Here is an 18162-nt window from a genome sequence, read left to right on the forward strand (position 1 = left end):
ATCTACGCGCAAGCCTGCCACGGGTTTCACGATCGGCAAAACGGCGGCGGGGCCGCGCGTGATGTTAGCGGTAACATCGCCTGTGTAACGGGGCTATGGCGCGATGGGAAGGGGGGATCTCAGAGGCGGCCCGCGCTGATGATGCGCTGGAGGAAGGCGCGGGTCCGGGCCTCTTGCGGCGCACCGAAGATCTGTTCGGGCGGCCCGTCTTCGAGGATCAGGCCACCATCGAGGAAGGCCACGCGGTCGGCGACCTCGCGGGCGAAGGCCATTTCATGTGTGACGATCATCATCGTCATCCCCTCGTCCTTGAGGCCGCGGATGATCGCCAGCACCTCGCCCACCAGTTCGGGGTCGAGGGCTGCCGTGATCTCGTCCAGCAGCAGCACGTCCGGTTTCGTCATCAGCGCACGCGCGATGGCGACGCGCTGTTGCTGGCCGCCCGAAAGCTGCTCGGGATAGGCCTGCGCGAAACGGTCCATGGCAAAGCGGGCGAGCACCTCGCGGCCGCGGTCCTCGGCCTCGGCGCGGGGTGTGCCGTGGACCTTGCGGGGGGCGAGCGTAATGTTGTCGAGCACGCTCATGTGCGGAAACAGGTTGTAGGACTGGAAGACGATGCCCGCGCGGCGCTGCAGGCCGGTCTTGCCGAAGCTCGGGTCATCGACCGGCACGCCGTCCAGCCGAATGGTGCCGTAGTCGTGCTCGACCAGCCGGTTGACGCATCTGAGCAGCGTGGACTTGCCCGAACCCGACGCGCCGATCAGGCAGGTGACCTCGTGCGGGTTCACGCTCAGGCTGACGCGGTCGAGGACCAGCTTGTCGCCGAAATACTTGGTGACCTCGTCGATCTGGATGCGGGGTGTGGTCATGCGGTGATCTGCAATCGGCGCGCGCGGTCGCGGCGGGTCAGGTAATCGGCCAGCCGCGCCATGGGGATGGTGGCCAGCAGGAAGAGGCCCGCGGCCACGATCAGCGAGGAATAGTTGAAGGTGGTGGCGGTGTAGATCTGCGCCTCGCGCACCGCGTCGCGGACGCCGATGACCGACAGGAGGGCCACGTCCTTTTGCAGGGCGACGACGATGTTCATCAGCGCGGGCACCACGTTGCGCAGCGCCTGCGGCAGGATGGCGTGGACCATGGTCTGCCATTCGCTCAGGCCCAGCGATTTGGCGGCGGCGCGCTGGCCCTCGTGGACCGCGTCGATGCCGGAGCGGTAGATCTCGGCGACATAGGCCGAGTAGCTGAGAACCATGGCAACGCCGCCCCAGAAGAGGCCCGAATTGGGCAGGCCCGGCAGGTTCAGCGCGGGCACGCCGAAGCCGAAGAGGAGGACGAGCAACAGGACGGGGACGCCGCGGAAGATGTCGATGTAGAGCACCACCATCAGCCGGAAGGGGGCGAACCACGGCGCGCGGAGGGCGCGGATCACGGCGAGCACCAGCGACCAGAGCAGGATCGCGGCCAGCACCGTCAGCCAGACCTGGATGTTGATCCAGAAGCCCTGCAGCACGCGGGGGAAGGCCGCGACCATCGCGTCGAGGTTGAAGAACTGGAGCTTGATGCGCGGCCATTGTTCGGCCGAGGTGATGGCCCAGCCGAGCGCGCCGAAGACGATCAGCACGCTGATCGCGCTGATCGCCGAGGGGAGTGCCGCCGCGCGCCAGTCGAAGCCGCGTTTCGGGGGCGGCGGGGGTGGACCCCGCCGCGCCTTGTCCATGCTCATTCGGTGATGATCGGCAGATCCGGGTCGGCCACCAGCCAGGTGGCGACCAGCTCATCCACAGTGCCGCGTTCGATGAGGGCGCTCAGCGCCTCGTCGACCCAGTCGACCAGCGGGTTGCCGAACTCGAACAGCAGGCCGTGGCCGCGGTCGTTCTCATCCGCCGGAAGCAGCGCGACGATCGAGGCGTCGGGCACCTGCACGGCGGTCACGAAAAGCGCGGTCGGCAGGGCGGCCAGCGTCACGTCGATCTGGCCCGCCTGCATCGCCTGGAAGACGTCGACCTGCTCGTTGTAGATCGCGGCGTCGTCGATGCCGAGGACGTTGACGAGGTAGTCGTTGTCGGTCGTGCCGATCACGGCGCCCCAGCGCAAGCTGCGCAGATCCTCGAAGCTGGTGGCGGTTTCGGCCGCCGTGCCGGGGAGCGCGATGACGGCTTTCTGCGGCTGGTAGTAGACTTGGGAGAAGGTGACGATCTCGGCGCGGGCTTCGGTGACGGAGATCTGCTGGATGCCGAAATCATAGGGTTTCGCGCCGGGCGCGATGGCCTGGTCGAAGGTCTGGCCGACCCAGACGACCTGGTCCGCGGCAAAGCCCATCTCCTCGGCCAGCGCGTAGACGAGGCCGTTCTCGAAGCCTTCGCCGCCGGCGGGGTCGTTGTTCATCATCCAGGGCGGATAGACCGGGTCGCCGGTGCCGACGGTCAGCTGGCCGGGTGTGAACAGGCGCGGGTCCTGCGGCGTGCGCTCCTGCGCGTCGGCGGCAAAGGGCAGCGCGGTCAGAAGCGCCGCGGCAAGCGCCAGCGTGGTGCCGCGCGCGAGGTCGAAAACGGAGGTCATCGGGTCAATCCTTCGCTGTTGGTCGGCCCGTCTGGGCGGGCATCGAGGCGCAAGATTAGCGGCGGCCCCGTCGGGCTGCAATTCCCCGTGGGGCGGGTTGTGCCGATGCACCGGGCAAATGCCGCCAAAACGGGCAGTGGGCGGGCCAATTACCGCCAGAAGGCGAGCCACTGCAGAAGGTCGGTGAAGCGACGGGCAAGGTTCAGTGACAGGTCCCAGCCGAAAAGCGTGGCATCGACGGCGAGGAAGGCCGCGATGCAGAGGCCCAGAAAGATCGCCAGCCCGTTGGTCATGCCTGCCCCTTTCGCGTTGCGCGCGGACCCTGCCACGGCGGCGCGGGCAGGCAAAGGGGCAAATCGCTCATGCGCTGCGCGGGGCAGACAGCGGGGCCGCGGGCTCGGCGGGGTCGTCCATCAGGTCTTCGATCAGAAGGCTCAGCAGCTCGCCCCGGTTCGACACGCCCGCCTTGCGATAGATCGCGTTCAGGTGGCTTTTCACCGTCCCCTCGGCCGAGCCGCGCAGCCGCGCGATCTCGGCGATGGGAAGCCCCTTGACCGTGAACCAGGCGACATCGGCCTCGGAGGCGGTGAGCGACCAGTCGCGGAAATGCGCCTCGATCACGTCGTGCAGGGCGCTTGCGGCCATGCTGACCTGCCGCTCCAGATGCGCCTTGCGCGCCAGCAGGCGCAAGAGCACCCGGATCTCGAAGGCGATGCCCGCGATCAGGCCCGCGACCGCGGCGGCCTCGACCGCGAAATGCCAGTCGAGCGGCCAGAGCGTCTGCATCGCGCCGCCGTCCAGCACCACGTCGAACAGGAAGATCCCCGCGCAGGCCCCCTGCGCAAGGATCAGGGCGGCAAGCGCCATCGGGTTTTCGGACAGGCCGCGGATCATTCGACGATGGTAGCATCGTCCGGGACGGACTTGACCCCCGAGACCATGGCCCGCGGCAAATTCACGCCGGTGCGGATCGATTCCCAGATCACCGCGGCGATATGGGCGACGATCGAGATCTCGGCCCAGCTGACCAGAACCTCGTGCGTCTCCTCGACCCAGCCGACACCCCAGAAGGCGTTGGTGGTCATCATGTAGCCGGTCGCCCCGATCAACAGGATCGTGGCCAGCAGGTTGAGGATCATCAGCGCCCCCAGCGGCGTGTGGCCGAGGTGGACACGGTGGCGGCCGGTGGCGATGTCCTGCAGCTGCTGCAGGGCGGCGCGGGGGGAGGGCAGGAAATCGGCGAAGCGCGCGTGGCGCGGGCCGATCAGGCCCCAGATCAGGCGCGCCGCGATCAGCGCGACGGCGGCATAGCCGACCCATTCGTGCAGCGTGCTTTCGTCGTCGGTGAACAGTGCGTTGGCGGCGAAGAGGCCGACGAGCGACCAGTGGAAGAGCCGGATGAACGGGTCCCAGACGGGGTGACGGGTCATGGTTGCGATCCTTGGATGAGGGGGTGCCCGAGGGGAGGCGAAGGGACAGAGCCCCCCCGTCGGGCCACGGACGACCGTGGGGTCAGTCGTCGCGCTTGGTGCGGACGATCTGCATGTCGGCGTCGATGTAGAGCTCGTAGCGCTGGCCGTTCTTCAGGGCATAGGCCTCGAACATGCCGTCCTCGGTCTGGATCTGGCGGACCTCGTAGCCCTCGGCCTCGAGCAGGGTGCGGATGGCGGTTTGCGTCTCTTCCGAGACGGGCGTGTCGGGCGACGCGAGCGCCATGCCGGGCAGGGCGATGGCGAGGGCGGCGGGGAGGATGCGGTTCATGGGGTCAGTCTCCTGTGGTGTGACGCTGCGGGATGCGGCGCCTTGACGAGACGGGAGATGACGGGTCGGGGCGGCCTGCGCCATTGGACCGGGGTTGGGACGGGGGTGGGCAAACCTTTGGCAGAGGCGTCTGCAACTGCGGTTGAGGGGCGCGCGACGGCCTTGAACGCTGCTGGTGCGTTGCAAGGTCGAGGCTGGGGCGGTATGATCATGCGGTATTTCGGAGGGTGCTGAATGTCTTCGAGCGCGAAACGAAAGACCTCTCTCAGTCTCGATGCGGCGGCGCTTGACGAGGCCCGCGCGCTGGGCGTCAACGTCTCGGCCGTGGCCGAGGCCGCCCTGCGCACCGCGCTGGCCGAGGCGCGGCAGCGGCAGTGGCTCGAGGAGAACGCCGAGGCCTTTGCAGCGCAGGCCCGCTGGCACGCGGAGAACGGTCATCCGCTGGCCGAGATCATGGCGGGGCCGGGCCGGGCGACATGGACGGACTGACCCGGTTCGACATCGCCGAGTTTCGCGGCACGCTGATGGTGGTCGTGGAAAGCGACCTGTTGCCGCCCGATCCGACGGTCGTCATCATCCCGCTTCTGCCGGATTACCCCGCGGTCGCGCGGTTGAACCCGGTGATCGAGGTCGAGGGGCGGAAGCTGGTTCTGGCCACGCGCCTGATCGCCGCTGTCCGCCGGGCTCCCTTGGCGAAGGTCGGGACAGCAAAAGGCGCGGGCGATGCGATCACCCGCGCCTTGGATGTGCTGATCTCGGGGGTCTGAGGCCGCTCAGTGCAGCAGCCGCCCCATCGCGGCGGAGACATCGGCCATGCGCGCCGAGAAACCCCATTCGTTGTCATACCACGCCAGCACCCGGACGGTGCGGCCGCCCACGACCTTGGTCTGGTCGGGCGCGAAGATCGAGGAATGGGTGGTGTGGTTGAAGTCGATCGAGACCTTCGGCTCGGGGTCATAGGCCAGCACGCTGCGCATGTGGCCCTCGGCGGCCTCGCGGATGATCTCGTTCACGTCGGCGACGGTGACATCCTTGCCCGCCTCGAAGGTCAGGTCGACGGCCGAGACATTCGGCGTGGGCACGCGCAGCGCGGTGCCGTCGAGGCGGCCCTCGAGCTCCGGCAGAACCTCTTTCAGGGCCTTGGCGGCCCCGGTCGAGGTCGGGATCATCGCCATGGCCGCCGCGCGGGCGCGGTAGAGGTCCTTGTGGCGGCGGTCGAGCGTGGGCTGGTCGCCGGTGTAGCTGTGGATCGTCGTCATGATCCCGCGCTCGATGCCGATGGCATCGTTCAGCACCTTGGCCAGAGGCGCGAGGCAGTTGGTGGTGCAGGAGCCGTTCGAGACGACATGGTGCGTGTCCAGAAGCTCGCGGTGGTTCACGCCGTAGACTATGGTCTTGTCGGCGTTCTTGGCCGGCGCCGAGACGAGCACGCGCTTGGCGCCGCGGGTCAGGTGGACGGCGGCGGCATCGCGGTTGTTGAACTTGCCGGTGCATTCGAGGACGACATCGCAGCCCTCCCAGTCCAGCTCGGCGGGGTCATAGGTCGAGAACACCTTCATCGGCCCGCGGCCAAGGTCCATCGTGTCGCCCGAGACGCGGACCTCGCCGGGGAAGCGGCCATGGACGCTGTCGTATTTCAGCAGGTGGGCGTTGGTCTCGATGGGGCCGGTGGCGTTGATCTTGACGACCTGCACGTCATTGCGGGCGGCCTCGGTGATATGGGCGAGCGTGCAGCGCCCGATGCGGCCGAACCCGTTGATGCCGAGAGTGATCGTCATGGATGAACCTTTCGTCCGTTCGCGCAGCGGTTGTCGCTGCGATAGCGAAAGGGGGCGCAGCCGCCAAGCCGGATTCCATGGGTTTTCCGGATGTTAGCGTAACCGTTAGCGGAAACATGGCTGGTTTGCGCTAACACTTGTGGCTCGGGACACGGGCGGTAGAGTGCCCCGTGACGCGTGAAAGGTGCAAAAGGGGCAGGTCATGGCAAGCGGACTTCTGGCATTGCTCGACGACGTTGCCGCCATCGCCAAGGTGGCCGCGGCCTCGGTCGACGACGTGATCGGGCAGGCGACCAAGGCGGGCGCCAAGGCCGCGGGCGCGGTGATCGACGACGCGGCGGTGACGCCGAAATACGTGCATGGCTTCGCGCCTGCGCGCGAGTTGCCGATCGTGTGGAAGATCGCCAAGGGCTCGATCTTCAACAAGGTGGTGATCCTGCTGCCCGCGGCGCTGCTGCTCTCGGCCTTCGCGCCCTGGGCCATCGCGCCGCTTCTGATGCTGGGGGGCTTCTACCTCTGTTTCGAGGGGGCCGAGAAGATCTGGCATTGGCTGAACCCGCCCGCCGATCACGCCACGCCGGTGGAGGAAAAGATCCTCGACGCCGCCCACCTGGAGGAACAGAAGGTGAAAGGCGCGATCAAGACGGATTTCATCCTGTCGGCCGAGATCATGACCATCGCGCTGGCCGCCCTCGAGACCGACTCGATCTGGTTCGAGGCCGCGGCCCTGCTGATCGTGGGGCTGGCGATCACGGCGCTGGTCTACGGCTCGGTCGCGCTGATCGTGAAGGCGGACGACATCGGCCTGCACATGGCCGAGGCGGGGCGGACAGGGCTGGGCCGGGCCGTTGGGCGCGCCGTCGTGCGGGGGATGCCGGGGTTCCTGAAGGCGCTGATGGTGGTGGGCACCGGCGCGATGCTCTGGGTGGGCGGGGCCATCGTCACGCACGCGCTGGCGGGGATGGGCTGGCACGGACCCGAGGGCGTGGTCCATGCCATCGCCCACGCCTTCGCCGCGCTGGGCGGTTTCGCGGAATGGTTGGCGGGGGCGGTGCTGCACGGGGCGCTGGGCCTTGCGCTGGGCACCGCGCTGATGCCGCTGGTGGCCCGTGTGCTGGCACCGGTTCTGCGCGCCGTGGGGCTTGGCGGGGCCAAGGGGCATTGAGCGGCGGCACCGGACGCGGGCAGGGCGCGCGGGACGCGGCCTCTTTCCTTTCTGGCCCGGCTCGCCTATGCAGCGGCCAGTTTTGTGACCTGCCGCGAAAAGACCAGCGCCCTTGATCCAGACCCTGACCACCACCGACGCCCTTGCCGCCTTCTGCGCCCGCGCGGCCGAAGCGCCTTACGTCACCGTCGACACCGAGTTCCTGCGCGAACGCACCTATTTCGCGCAGCTCTGCCTTGTCCAGCTGGCGCTGCCGGGCACCGAGGACACCGACGCGGTGCTGGTCGATCCGCTGGCCGAGGGGCTGTCGCTCGATCCGCTCTACGAGCTCTTTCGCGCGCCGGGCGTGGTCAAGGTGTTCCACGCCGCGCGGCAGGACCTGGAGATCTTCCACGTCGAGGGCGGCGTGGTGCCCGCGCCCTTGTTCGACACGCAGGTCGCCGCCATGGTCTGCGGTTTCGGCGACCAGGTCGGCTACGAGACGCTGGTGCGCAAGATCGCGCGCGCGCCGCTCGACAAGTCCTCGCGCTTCACCGACTGGTCGCGTCGCCCGCTGTCAGATGCGCAAAAGACCTATGCGTTGGCCGATGTGACCCATCTGCGCCAGATCTACGAGCATCTCGCCGGCGAACTGGCGCGCACGGGCCGCACCCACTGGCTCGAGGAAGAGCTCACGGCGCTGACCAATGCGGAGGCCTATGTCACCGACCCGACCGAGGCGTGGAAGCGGCTGAAGGTCCGCACCAATTCCGGCAAGACGCTGGCCATCGCGCGGGAACTGGCGGCCTTCCGCGAGACTTATGCCCAGACCAAGAACATCCCGCGCAACCGCGTGCTGAAGGATGACGCGCTGATGGAGCTGGCCTCGACCAAGCCGAAATCGCTGGCCGACCTGTCCAAGTCGCGGCTCTTGCTGCGGGATGCGCGCAAGGGCGAGATCGCCGACGGGCTGGTCGCCGCGGTGCGCCGTGGCCTCGAACTGCCGGGCGAGAAGCACCCGAAGCCCGAGGAAGGGCGCGACCGGTCCAACATGAACCCCGCGCTCGCCGACCTGTTGCGCGTTCTGCTCAAGGCCAAGGCCGAGCAGGCGGGCGTCGCGGCCAAGCTGATCGCCTCGTCCTCGGATCTCGACGACATCGCCTGCGGGGCGCATGACGGGATCTGGGCGACGGGCTGGCGGCGCGAGGTTTTCGGCGAGGATGCGCTGCGGCTTCTGCGTGGCGAGATCGCGCTGTCGGCGGTCGGCGACCAGGTCAGGATCGTTCCGGTCTGACCGGCTGACCCTTTGACTTGCCCCCGCGGCCTGTCGCGCCGCCTCAGCGGCGGCTGACGGTGCGGCTGTTCTGCGCGGCGATCACGGTGACCCTGCGGATCTCGGCCAGCTCGCGGTTGCTCAGCTGGGTGCCGGTGATCACTTCGCGCGATTGCGCCGTGCTGACCCGCGCGGGCGTGACCGGCGGGAAGACCCGGAATTCATAAGTGATGGAACCCTCGCCGCGCGCGACCTCGACCAGTTCGGCCTCCCAGAAGCCCTGCGTGGGCGGCAGGCCGGTGGCGCGGATGATGGCGCCTTGCGAGGTCGCCTCGACCGAGAGCGCGGTGACCTCGGCCACCAGGCCGCGCAGATCGGCGGGCTCGGCCGCTTCGACGGTCTCGACCCGCGTCTCGCGGTCGCCGCCGAACCAGTTGAGCGGGTTCAGACGGCTCGCGCCGCAGGCCGCAAGGCTGGTCACCAGGGCAAGGCTGAGGATCACGCGCAGCATCGGCTTTCTCCGTCGGGGTCGTGCCCGTCTTGGGTAGCGCACCCGGCGCGCGAAGAAAAGCGAGGAAAACCCGGCTCTGGACGTGCGTGTCCCGGCGGCATAGGTCAGGGGCACCGTCAATGACCGACCGAGCGGAGAGAAGACCAGTGGCCAACCCCGCCTTCGAAGAGATCGCCGACACCTTCGAGTTCCTCGACGACTGGGAGGAGCGCTATCGCCATGTCATCGAGCTGGGCAAGGCGATGGAGCCGCTGGAGGACGCGGTGAAGGTGCCCGCGACCAAGGTCGACGGCTGCGCGAGCCAGGTCTGGATCCTGCCGCGGATCGAGGGCGAGGGGCCGGGTGCGGTGTTCCGGTTCCACGGCGACAGCGATGCGATGATCGTGCGCGGGCTGATCGCGGTGCTGCATGCGCTTTACGACGGGTTGAGCGTGGGCGAGGTGCTGAAGGTCGACGCGGGCGGCGAGCTGGCGCGGCTGGGGCTGAACGATCACCTGTCTTCGCAACGCTCGAACGGCCTCAGGGCGATGGTGGAGCGGATCAGATCGCTGGCGGCGGCCACGGCCGCCGCGTGAGGGGGGCGAAAAACTGCAGTTTTTCGGTTTCGGAAAGCTTCAGCTTTCCGCGTCGGAAAACTTGAGTTTTCCGGCGCGTCAGACCTGGCGGAGTGCCCCTTCGAGGTCACCGTAGCCGGTGAAGCGGCGCTCGAAGGCGAGCCCGAGAAAGGCCGCGCAGGCGCGGGCCTTCGCGGTCAGCTCCGGGTCGTCGGTCTGCGCCTGGTAGACCAGCGTGGTGTAATTTCCGAAATACATGTCGCGCAGTTGCGGGTGACGGTCGAGGCCGAGGGGCTTCGTCACGAAGGCGTCGAACTGCCGGACGAGGAAATCGGTCAGGTAGAAGGCCGTCATTTCCTCGCGCGCGGCGAAGGCGGCGTTGCCCTCGAAGAAGCTGTAGCAATGCGGCCCGTCCAGCATCTCCACGCCCAGTCGCGCGCAGGCCGCCTGCAGCAGCCCCCCCGTGCCGCAATCGGCGTAAAGGACGAAGACCTGTCCATAGTCGCCGCGCCGCGCCGTCACCGCCTCTTCGACGGCTGTGGGGATCTTCTCGGGGTGGTTGTGCAGGATCGCGGGCAGGCAATGCAGGTCGAGGTGATCCCAGCCGTTCGCGGCCTTGAGGTCGAGGATTTCGCGCGCCAGCGCGCCGCAGCCGATCAGCAGCACGCGGCCGCGCCCTTCGGGTGCAAGGCCGGTCTCGGTCAGGGTCTGGTCGTCGAGCCGTGTCATGGGGCGATCATGGGGCAGGGGGCGCGCGGCGGGAAGCCCTGCGCGCGGCATATCGCGGTCCGAGAACGGCAAGGGCGAGGCCTGCCAGAACGGTCAGCCCGGCCAGCGCCTCGGGCGCGGTGACGCGTTCGCCCAGCACGACCGCAGCCGTGGCCAGCCCCACCACCGGGATCAGCAGCGCGAAGGGCGTGACCAGCGCCGCGGGATGGCGCGACAGGAGCGTGCCCCAGATCGAGTAGCCCAGCACCGTCGAGATCAACGCCACGTAGACCACCGCGCCCCAGCCCGCCGGGCTGAGGGCCATGACCGCCCCCCAGGGATCGGCGGTTTCGGTCATCAGCGACAGGCCGAGCATCGGCAGCGGCGGCACGAGGCTGGCCCAGAGGAACAGCGCCAGCATGTCCACGCCCGGAAGGCGGCGCAGGACGAGGTTGCCGCAGGCCCAGCAGAGCGCACCGCAGAGGATCAGGCCGAGACCGATGAGGGTGATGTTGCCCCCCGAGGCCAGCCCGAACCCCGCCAGCCCGCAGGCCGCCAGCCCGATGCCCAAAACCTGCACTAGGGTGATGCGCTCGCCGTAGACCAGCCAGGCCAGAAGGATCGTGAGCGGCACCTGGCTTTGCAGGATGAGCGAGGCGAGGCCCGCCGTCACGTCGGCCTGCAGGGCGGAGAACAGGAACCCGAACTGCCCCATGTTGATCAGCGCCCCCACCGCGAGGATCGCGGGCCAGCCCGCGGGGCGCGGAAACAGCGCGAGGAAGGGCACGAGGATGGCGAAGCGCAGCCCGACGAACAGAAGCGGGGGCAGCTCTTCGAGCGCGAGTTTCATCGCGCTGAAATTCGAGCCCCAGGCGAGGATCACGAGCCCCACGAGGGCAAGATCGCGGGGCGGCATCATGGCGACATCGGCCTGACGGGGACGCGGCCCGCGTCGGTCAGGACGAAGACGCGCCCGTCCTCCTCGATGGCGACGGCGCTCACCGGTCCGCCATAGGCGGCCCCGGTGTCGATGGCGAGCCGGTTGGGGTGCAGCTCGACCCGCTCGACCGGGGTGTGACCGTGGACCACCAGCGCGCCATGGTCGCGGGTGTCGCTCAGGAACGGCTCCCGGATCCAGACGAGGTCGTCGATGTCCTGCGCCTCGAGCGGCACACCGGGGCGGACCCCGGCATGGGCGAGGAACACCTGCGGGGTCGCAAGGGATGGCGGGCGGTCGCGCAGGAAGGCCAGGTGCGCCTCGGGCACGCGGGCGCGCGCGGCAAGCTGTGGGTCGGGAGCGTCCCGTGCGACCCCGTAGGAGGCCAGCGTGTCCAATCCGCCCACCTGCGGGCTGAGATAGCCCAGACCGGCGCGAAGCCTCGGGTCCGGGCGCGGAACCGGTTCGAGGAACCGGGTGAACATCCTGTCGTGATTGCTGGTCAGGGTTTCGATGCGCGCATCCTCGGCATGACGCGCCATGACGAAGGCGACCACCCCCGCGCTGTCGGGGCCCCGATCGACGAGGTCGCCCACATGCACCAGCGGCGCATCGGTGCCGGCTTCGCGCGCGCGGTCCGTCTCAACGCGGTCATGCGCCGCGCGGAGCAGGTCGAGATGGCCGTGGATGTCGCCGATGGCGTAGATCGTCATGCGCCGACCAAACGCCCACGGGCGGCAAAGCGCAAGACCCGGTCAGTCCAGCGGGTGCGAGAACATCGCCAGCCGCGTGCCGGTGCGGCTCCAGCGCAGGCTCTGCCAAAACCCCTCGGCCATGTCGGTGGGGTCGGACACCACCCAGATTTCGGTGCAGCCAAGGCGGCGCGCATGGTCCGCGCAGGTCATCACCAGACGCGTGCCGATACCCTGCCTGCGCCACGGGCCCGCGACCCCGATCTCGTTGATCCACCATTGCGGGCGTTTGTCGGGGTGGTGATGCACCACGCCCGAGCACATGCCGACCATCAGGTCGCGTTCGACGGCGACGGCGATGTGCAGATGCGGGGCTGCGAGGAAGTCATCGGTCAGAAGCGGATCGGGGGGCGCATCGAACACGTCCTCGTGGACGTGGCGGAAAAGGCCCGCGTCGATGCGGCGTGCGATGAAGACGGAAACGGCCATGTGCCCCCATTACCTTGGAAAACGAAACCGGCCCAGCCTCAAAAGGCCGGGCCGGTTTTCGCTACCGGAGAGGCAGCGCCGCTCAGGCGCGGGCGGCCATCTGGTTGTGCTTGCGCGCGACGAATTCCTTGGCGGTCTCGACGGCCACGGCCGCATCGCGGCAATAGGCGTCGGCGCCGATGGCGCGGCCGAATTCCTCGTTCAGGGGCGCGCCGCCGACGAGGACGATGTAATCGTCGCGGATGCCCTTCTCCTTCAGCGTGTCGATGACGACCTTCATGTAGGGCATCGTCGTGGTCAGCAGCGCCGACATGCCGAGGATGTCGGGGCCTTCGGTCTCGAGCGCCTCGAGATAGGATTCGACGGCGTTGTTGATGCCGAGGTCCACGACCTCGAAACCCGCGCCCTCCATCATCATCGACACGAGGTTCTTGCCGATGTCGTGGATGTCGCCCTTGACGGTGCCGATCACCATCTTGCCGATGCGGGGTGCGCCGGTCTCGACCAGCAGGGGCTTCAGGATCGCCATGCCGCCCTTCATGGCGTTGGCGGCCATCAGCACCTCGGGCACGAAGAGGATGCCGTCGCGGAAGTCGTTGCCGACGATGGTCATGCCGCCGACGAGCGCCTTGGTCAGGATGTCATAGGGCGTCCAGCCGCGCTCGAGCAGGATGTTCACGCCCTCCTCGATCTCTTCCTTGAGACCGTCGTAGAGGTCGTCGAACATCTGGCTGACAAGCTCGTCGTCGTCGAGCTCGGAAAGGATGATGTCTTCTTCATCCGACATGGGGGCGTCTCCTGTCTGCTGGCCCCGCGCGATGCGCGTGTGGATTGGTTCGTAGTCGAATTACGTCCCGGCGAATGCCGAATTGCGACATGGGCCGCGCGCGGCGCGACCCGGAGGGATTGTTTCCGCCCCGGTTTTTGGGCGCGAAGCGTGGTTGCGGGCACCGCGCGAGAATTTTGCAAAATTCTCGCCACGCCCTTGCAAGGGCGTGAACAAGAGCCTTGCAAGGCTCTGGCCGGTTTCTTGCAAGAAACCGGGGCGCGTCAGTCGAGCCTGCGCAGGGGCTCCGCGTTGCAGAACACCACCACCTGCCCGCCGTTGACCACGGCGCGATAGCCGCGCCGATGCAGCTCCGCGCGAAAGCGCGGCCAGCCGACGATGCGCTCGACATCGCGGGCCTTTCGTCGGACGACGCCGCCGCGGATCGCGGCATCCGACGAGAACATGTGATGAAGCCAGAGCTCGGGGTCGACGCTTGGCGGATTGGGCGGGGCGATTGCAAAAAGATCCGGCATGGCTCCAACTCTGCCACCGGTGCGGTTAACGTGACCCTAACAGCCGGGAGATCACGATGGACTGGGACAGCCGCTACGCGCGCGAAGACTATCTTTTCGGGCAGGCCCCCGCGGCCTTCCTGGTGGCGCAGGCGCATCATCTGCCGCCGGGCGCGCGGGTGCTGTCGGTTGCCGACGGCGAGGGGCGCAATGCCGTTCACCTTGCCCGGCTCGGCCATCGGGTCACCGCCTTCGACATCAGCCCCAATGCCATCGCCAAGGCCCGTGCGCTGGCCGCCGAGGCCGAGGTCGAGGTCGCCTTCCAGGTCTCCACGCTCGAGGCCTGGGACTGGTCCGAACCGGTCGATGCGCTGGTCGCGGTCTTCATCCAGTTCCTGCCGCCCGCGGCGCGCGAGGCGGCGTTCGCACGCTTCGCCGCAGCGATCCGGCCCGGGGGCCTGTTGCTCCTGCACGGCTATGCGCCGCGGCAGGTGGGGTATGGCACGGGCGGCCCGAAGGCCGCCGAGAACATGTATACCGAGGCCCTGCTGGCCGAGGCCTTTGCCGGCTGGGAGATCCTGCACAGCGCCGATTACGACGCCGAGATCGAAGAGGGAACAGCCCATTCGGGCCGCTCCGCGCTGGTGGATTTCGTTGCGCGCAAGCCGGGTCATTAGCCTTTTGCGCGGCGGCGGCTCGTGCGCTCGCGCTTGGGGCCGTTGTCGTCGGTGCCGTCCGAGCCCGAGGAGAAGCCGCCGAGCACCTCGGCGATCTCTTCCAGCGCAGGGGCCGCGCCGCGGGGTGTCTCTTCCAGCGCCTTGCGCATGGCGCGCAGGTGCTCGGGCGTGGTGCCGCAGCAGCCGCCGATGATCGTGGCGCCCGCATCGCGGGCCATGACCGCGTAGCGCGCCATCAGCTCGGGCGTGCCGTCGTAATGGATGTGGCCATCGTGATACTTGGGAATGCCCGCGTTGCCCTTGGCGATCACGGGCCGTTCCGAGCCCGCGGCGCGGAAACCCAGCACCGTGCGCAGAAGGTCCGAGGCCCCCACGCCGCAATTCGCGCCGTAGGCGAGCGGCGCGTGGTCGAGTTTCTCGACCAGTTCGGCCATGCCCGCCGAGGTCAGACCCATCATCGTGCGCCCCGCGGTGTCGAAGCTCATGGTGCCGCACCAGTCCATTCCGGCCATCGCGCAGGCCTGGGCCGCGGCGGCATATTCCTCGGGCGCGCTGATCGTCTCGACCCAGAGCACATCCGCGCCGCCGTCGCGCAGCCCCTCGGCCTGTTCGTGGAACATCTCGACAGCGGCCTCGTGGGTGAGGGGGCCCATGGGGGCCATGATCTCGCCCGTCGGGCCCATGGAGCCCGCGACGATCACGCGGCGGCCCGAGGCGTCCGCCACCTCGCGCCCGATCTCGGCGGCGAGCTTGTTCAGCTCGTAGGCGCGGTCCTGCGCGTTGTGCAGCTTCAGCCGCGAGCGGGTGCCGCCGAAGGAATTGGTCAGGAAGATGTCCGAGCCCGCATCGACCGCGCCCTTGTAGAGCGCGGTGATCCGGTCGGGGTGGTCGGCATTCCACAGCTCGGGCGCGTCGCCCGATTGCAGGCCCATGTTGAACAGCGTCGTGCCGGTCGCGCCATCGGCCATCAGCCAGTCGCGGGTCTGCAGAAGCTCGGCAAGCGGGTTTGTCATCGGGGTCTCCGTGGGATCGAGGGCGCGCGGAGCTCACTTGGCGGTTTCACCCGTTATGAGCAAGGCGCAAATTTTGCATGAAGATCATGAGCGAGGCTCATGTCCGAAATGCGAACGGCCCCGCCGGTCGGGCGGGGCCGTCGAAAAAGCATCCGGGCCGGGGCACGGGTCGTCGAGCGATCAGCTTTCGTTCAGCAGCTGGCCCTTGGCCTCGGCGAGAAGCGCATCGTATTTGCGGCGCACCTCGGCCTCGGCCACCCGGTCGCCGAGGTCGCCCATCACCTTGCGCATCACGTCTTCGTGGCCGGCTTCCTCGAAGTCGGCCTTCACCACCTCTTTCGCGTAGGCCTCGGCCTCGTCGCCGGTCTTGCCGAGGATGTCGGCCACCCAAAGGCCCATCAGCTTGTTGCGCCGCGCCTCGGCCCGGAACTGCATTTCCTGATCATGGGCGAACTTGTTCTCGAACGCGTTCTCGCGGTCGTCGAAGGTGGTCATCGGGCTCTCCATCGTCCAATTGGCCTGTTGACGTCAGTTTAGGGCGCGCGGCGGACCGGCTGCAAGCGCCGATGCCCGGCCTCGCTTGCGACACAGCGCGCTTTGCCCTATAGGCGCGTCAGGTTAAGGGCGCGTGACCGCATACCGCCCCACAGACAATTCCGGGAAGACATGCATGGCACGCCGCAAGAAGGTCTACGAAGGCAAGGCCAAGATCCTCTATGAAGGCCCCGAGCCCGGCACGCTGGTGCAGTATTTCAAGGATGACGCCACCGCGTTCAACGCCGAGAAGCGGGCGACGGTCGAGGGCAAGGGCGTGCTGAACAACCGGCTGTCGGAATTCTTCATGACCGGCCTGAACTCGGTCGGGGTGCCGACGCATTTCATCCGCCGCCTTAACATGCGCGAGCAGCTGATCCGCGCGGTCGAGATCATTCCGCTGGAAGTGGTGGTGCGCAACGTCGCCGCAGGCTCCATTTCCAAGCGGCTGGGCATCGAGGAGGGCACGGCGCTGCCGCGGCCGATCGTCGAGTTCTATTTCAAGAACGACGATCTGGGCGACCCGCTGGTCAGCGAGGAGCACATCATCGCCTTCGGCTGGGCCACGCAGCAGGATCTCGACGACATGGTCTCGCTCGCGCTGCGGGTGAACGACTTCCTGTCGGGCCTGATGCTGGGCGTCGGCATCAAGCTGGTCGACTTCAAGATCGAGATCGGCCGGATCTGGGATGGCGACTACATGCGCCTGATCGTTGCCGACGAGATCAGCCCGGATTCGTGTCGCCTGTGGGATATCGAGACCGGCCAGAAGCTCGACAAGGACGTGTTCCGCCGCGATCTCGGCAATCTCGCCGATGCCTACACGGAAGTGGCCCGCCGTCTCGGCGTGATGCCGCAACGCGAGACGGGCACGACGAAGCCGACGCTGATCAACTGACGCAGGCGCCCGGTGGCAGCCGGGGGATTGCGTATTTTTGGAAAGATGAAGGGGATGGGCGCGATGAAGGCCACCGTGACCGTGATGCTGAAGCAGGGCGTGCTGGACCCGCAGGGCGAGGCGGTGAAATCGGCGCTGGGCGCTTTGGGCTTCGCCGGCGTGAACGGCGTGCGGCAGGGCAAGGTGATCGAGCTGGACCTGGCCGATGGCACGACCGAGGCCGACGTCACCGCGATGTGCGAGAAGCTGCTCGCCAATACCGTCATCGAAAGCTACCGGGTGGAGATGGGCTGATGCGCGCGGCCCGGCTGACCGCCTGGCGCCAGCCGCTCCGGATCGAGGATCTGCCCGATCCCGCCTGCCCGCCCGACGGGGTGGTGCTGGAGGTGCTGGCCTGCGGCATCTGCCGCTCGGACTGGCATGCCTGGACGGGCGCGGACCCGGACGTCAGCCTGCCGCATGTGCCGGGCCACGAATTCTGCGGCGTGGTGCTTGAGGCGGGGCCGGAGGTCACGCGTTGGCGCGCGGGCGACCGGGTGATCGCGCCCTTCATCCTGGCCTGCGGGCGCTGCCCCGATTGCCAGTCGGGCAACCAGACGATCTGTGCCACGCAAGCCGTTCCCGGCTTCACCTGCGACGGGGCCTTTGCCGAGCGGGTCGCGGTGGTGCGCGCCGACGCCAACCTGACCGCGCTGCCCGAGGGGATGGATCCCGCGTTGGCCGCCGCCCTGGGTTGCCGGGTGACGACGGCCTGGCATGCGCTGACCGGGCGCGCGGGGCTGAGGCCGGGCGAATGGCTGGGCATCTGGGGCGCGGGCGGCATCGGGCTTGCCGCGCTGATGCTGGGTCGCGCCATGGGAGCGCGGGTGGCCGTGGCCGACGTGGTGGCGGAAAAGCTCGAGATGGCGCGCGCGCTGGGGGCCGAGGCGGTGATCGACGCGCGCGGGGACGATCCCGCCGGGGCGATGCGCGCGGCCACCGGGGGCGGCGCCCATGTCGCGCTCGAGGCGCTGGGGTTCGCGGTGACCGCCGAGAACGCGTTGAAGAGCCTGCGCAAGCTGGGGCGCATGGTGCAGGTGGGGATGCCCGCGGGCGACCATGCCCGCATCGAGTTGCCCTGGGATGCACTCTATTCCGGCCAGTTGGCCGTCTACGGCACGCGGGGGATGCCCGCGCATCGCTATCCCGCGCTGCTCGAGTTCATCGCGGCGACGGGCCTTGACCTGTCGCCGATCATCGCGCGTCGCGTTGCGCTGTCCGATGTCTCCGCCGAACTGGCCCTTTTCGACGCTGCGGCCCCGCCCGGCGTCGCCGTCATCACCGATTTCACCCGCTAGCCCGAAAGGTCCCGAC

At 68.4% G+C, this 18162-nt stretch carries 26 protein-coding genes; 9 read left to right on the forward strand and 17 right to left on the reverse strand.

Annotated elements, in window-relative coordinates; genetic code table 11:
* Positions 1–119: 119 nt before the first annotated feature.
* From QQK83_RS10855 to QQK83_RS10885, 7 genes are all read right to left on the reverse strand, one after another.
* Positions 120–869 (reverse strand): amino acid ABC transporter ATP-binding protein, encoded by a 750-nt coding sequence (locus QQK83_RS10855; RefSeq protein WP_284264169.1) that lies wholly within the window; start codon positions 867–869, stop codon positions 120–122.
* Positions 866–1723, reverse strand: coding sequence for an amino acid ABC transporter permease (locus tag QQK83_RS10860; protein ID WP_284264170.1), 858 nt, complete (start codon positions 1721–1723; stop codon positions 866–868). The genes QQK83_RS10855 and QQK83_RS10860 overlap by 4 nt, the downstream gene beginning before the upstream one ends.
* Positions 1720–2559, reverse strand: coding sequence for a substrate-binding periplasmic protein (locus tag QQK83_RS10865; protein WP_284264172.1), 840 nt, complete (start codon positions 2557–2559; stop codon positions 1720–1722). The genes QQK83_RS10860 and QQK83_RS10865 overlap by 4 nt, the downstream gene beginning before the upstream one ends.
* A 149-nt stretch (positions 2560–2708) precedes the next feature.
* Positions 2709–2852 carry a hypothetical protein gene (locus QQK83_RS10870; RefSeq protein WP_284264174.1) on the reverse strand — a complete coding sequence of 48 codons (144 nt, stop codon included), beginning with the start codon at positions 2850–2852 and terminating at the stop codon, positions 2709–2711.
* A 67-nt stretch (positions 2853–2919) separates the two neighbouring features.
* Positions 2920–3453 carry a helix-turn-helix transcriptional regulator gene (locus tag QQK83_RS10875; RefSeq protein ID WP_284264176.1) on the reverse strand — a complete coding sequence of 178 codons (534 nt, stop codon included), beginning with the start codon at positions 3451–3453 and terminating at the stop codon, positions 2920–2922.
* Entirely contained in the window at positions 3450–3989 is a 540-nt protein-coding gene (locus QQK83_RS10880; protein WP_284264178.1) for a cytochrome b/b6 domain-containing protein, read from the reverse strand. The genes QQK83_RS10875 and QQK83_RS10880 overlap by 4 nt, the downstream gene beginning before the upstream one ends.
* A gap of 82 nt (positions 3990–4071) precedes the next feature.
* Entirely contained in the window at positions 4072–4320 is a 249-nt protein-coding gene (locus tag QQK83_RS10885) for a PepSY domain-containing protein (protein WP_284264179.1), read from the reverse strand.
* Between the two features lie 234 nt (positions 4321–4554).
* On the opposite strand from QQK83_RS10885, the gene QQK83_RS10890 reads away from it, so the two are divergent.
* Complete coding sequence (locus QQK83_RS10890; RefSeq protein WP_284264181.1) at positions 4555–4809, forward strand: type II toxin-antitoxin system CcdA family antitoxin; 255 nt, start codon at positions 4555–4557, stop codon at positions 4807–4809.
* On the forward strand, positions 4797–5087 hold the full coding sequence (locus tag QQK83_RS10895; protein ID WP_284264183.1) for a CcdB family protein: 291 nt from the start codon (positions 4797–4799) through the stop codon (positions 5085–5087). The genes QQK83_RS10890 and QQK83_RS10895 overlap by 13 nt, the downstream gene beginning before the upstream one ends.
* 6 nt (positions 5088–5093) lie before the next feature.
* Here QQK83_RS10895 and gap read toward each other — a convergent pair whose 3' ends face one another.
* On the reverse strand, positions 5094–6098 hold the full coding sequence (gene gap, locus QQK83_RS10900; RefSeq protein WP_284264185.1) for a type I glyceraldehyde-3-phosphate dehydrogenase: 1005 nt from the start codon (positions 6096–6098) through the stop codon (positions 5094–5096).
* Between the two features lie 202 nt (positions 6099–6300).
* On the opposite strand from gap, the gene QQK83_RS10905 reads away from it, so the two are divergent.
* Both QQK83_RS10905 and rnd read left to right on the forward strand, forming a co-directional pair.
* On the forward strand, positions 6301–7263 hold the full coding sequence (locus QQK83_RS10905; protein WP_284264188.1) for a DUF808 domain-containing protein: 963 nt from the start codon (positions 6301–6303) through the stop codon (positions 7261–7263).
* 115 nt (positions 7264–7378) lie between these two features.
* The gene (gene rnd, locus QQK83_RS10910; RefSeq protein ID WP_284264229.1) at positions 7379–8536 is read left to right on the forward strand and encodes a ribonuclease D; all 1158 of its coding nucleotides are present in this window, start codon (positions 7379–7381) and stop codon (positions 8534–8536) included.
* Positions 8537–8579: 43 nt separating this feature from the next.
* Here the strand turns inward: rnd and QQK83_RS10915 are convergent, their stop codons facing one another.
* Positions 8580–9026: a hypothetical protein gene (locus tag QQK83_RS10915; RefSeq protein ID WP_284264190.1), complete on the reverse strand. Its 447-nt coding sequence runs from the start codon at positions 9024–9026 to the stop codon at positions 8580–8582.
* Positions 9027–9172: 146 nt separating this feature from the next.
* Between QQK83_RS10915 and QQK83_RS10920 the strand changes: the two genes are divergently transcribed.
* On the forward strand, positions 9173–9601 hold the full coding sequence (locus tag QQK83_RS10920) for a SufE family protein (RefSeq protein WP_284264231.1): 429 nt from the start codon (positions 9173–9175) through the stop codon (positions 9599–9601).
* Positions 9602–9679: 78 nt separating this feature from the next.
* On the opposite strand, the gene QQK83_RS10925 is transcribed toward QQK83_RS10920, so the two are convergent.
* From QQK83_RS10925 to QQK83_RS10950, 6 genes are all read right to left on the reverse strand, one after another.
* Entirely contained in the window at positions 9680–10309 is a 630-nt protein-coding gene (locus tag QQK83_RS10925) for a DUF1638 domain-containing protein (protein ID WP_284264192.1), read from the reverse strand.
* Between the two features lie 7 nt (positions 10310–10316).
* A complete protein-coding gene (locus QQK83_RS10930) occupies positions 10317–11207 on the reverse strand; it encodes an EamA family transporter (RefSeq protein ID WP_284264194.1) in 891 nt (296 codons plus the stop codon).
* Positions 11204–11938, reverse strand: coding sequence for a metallophosphoesterase (locus QQK83_RS10935; protein ID WP_284264196.1), 735 nt, complete (start codon positions 11936–11938; stop codon positions 11204–11206). Before QQK83_RS10935 ends, QQK83_RS10930 begins: the two co-directional genes overlap by 4 nt.
* A 42-nt stretch (positions 11939–11980) precedes the next feature.
* The gene (locus QQK83_RS10940; RefSeq protein ID WP_284264198.1) at positions 11981–12406 is read right to left on the reverse strand and encodes a GNAT family N-acetyltransferase; all 426 of its coding nucleotides are present in this window, start codon (positions 12404–12406) and stop codon (positions 11981–11983) included.
* Between the two features lie 82 nt (positions 12407–12488).
* A complete protein-coding gene (locus QQK83_RS10945; protein WP_284264200.1) occupies positions 12489–13193 on the reverse strand; it encodes a corrinoid protein in 705 nt (234 codons plus the stop codon).
* 263 nt (positions 13194–13456) lie between these two features.
* A complete protein-coding gene (locus tag QQK83_RS10950; RefSeq protein ID WP_284264202.1) occupies positions 13457–13708 on the reverse strand; it encodes an N-(5'-phosphoribosyl)anthranilate isomerase in 252 nt (83 codons plus the stop codon).
* Between the two features lie 56 nt (positions 13709–13764).
* Here QQK83_RS10950 and QQK83_RS10955 point away from each other — a divergent pair, with 56 nt between their 5' ends.
* Positions 13765–14364, forward strand: coding sequence for an SAM-dependent methyltransferase (locus tag QQK83_RS10955; RefSeq protein WP_284264204.1), 600 nt, complete (start codon positions 13765–13767; stop codon positions 14362–14364).
* Here QQK83_RS10955 and bmt read toward each other — a convergent pair.
* Positions 14361–15377 (reverse strand): betaine--homocysteine S-methyltransferase, encoded by a 1017-nt coding sequence (bmt, locus tag QQK83_RS10960; protein WP_284264206.1) that lies wholly within the window; start codon positions 15375–15377, stop codon positions 14361–14363. The genes QQK83_RS10955 and bmt overlap by 4 nt on opposite strands.
* A gap of 180 nt (positions 15378–15557) precedes the next feature.
* Positions 15558–15872 carry a DUF1476 domain-containing protein gene (locus QQK83_RS10965; RefSeq protein WP_284264208.1) on the reverse strand — a complete coding sequence of 105 codons (315 nt, stop codon included), beginning with the start codon at positions 15870–15872 and terminating at the stop codon, positions 15558–15560.
* A 175-nt stretch (positions 15873–16047) separates the two neighbouring features.
* On the opposite strand from QQK83_RS10965, the gene purC reads away from it, so the two are divergent.
* The 3 genes from purC (at position 16048) to QQK83_RS10980 (ending at position 18146) form a co-directional block, all read left to right on the forward strand.
* Positions 16048–16809 (forward strand): phosphoribosylaminoimidazolesuccinocarboxamide synthase, encoded by a 762-nt coding sequence (gene purC / locus QQK83_RS10970; RefSeq protein WP_284264210.1) that lies wholly within the window; start codon positions 16048–16050, stop codon positions 16807–16809.
* Between the two features lie 63 nt (positions 16810–16872).
* Positions 16873–17103, forward strand: a complete 231-nt coding sequence (gene purS, locus QQK83_RS10975) for a phosphoribosylformylglycinamidine synthase subunit PurS (RefSeq protein WP_284264233.1) — start codon at positions 16873–16875, stop codon at positions 17101–17103.
* On the forward strand, positions 17103–18146 hold the full coding sequence (locus tag QQK83_RS10980) for a zinc-dependent alcohol dehydrogenase family protein (RefSeq protein WP_284264212.1): 1044 nt from the start codon (positions 17103–17105) through the stop codon (positions 18144–18146). Before purS ends, QQK83_RS10980 begins: the two co-directional genes overlap by 1 nt.
* Positions 18147–18162 lie beyond the last annotated feature (16 nt).

The organism is Roseicyclus amphidinii, from assembly GCF_030163755.1.
Classification (GTDB): domain Bacteria; phylum Pseudomonadota; class Alphaproteobacteria; order Rhodobacterales; family Rhodobacteraceae; genus Roseicyclus; species Roseicyclus amphidinii.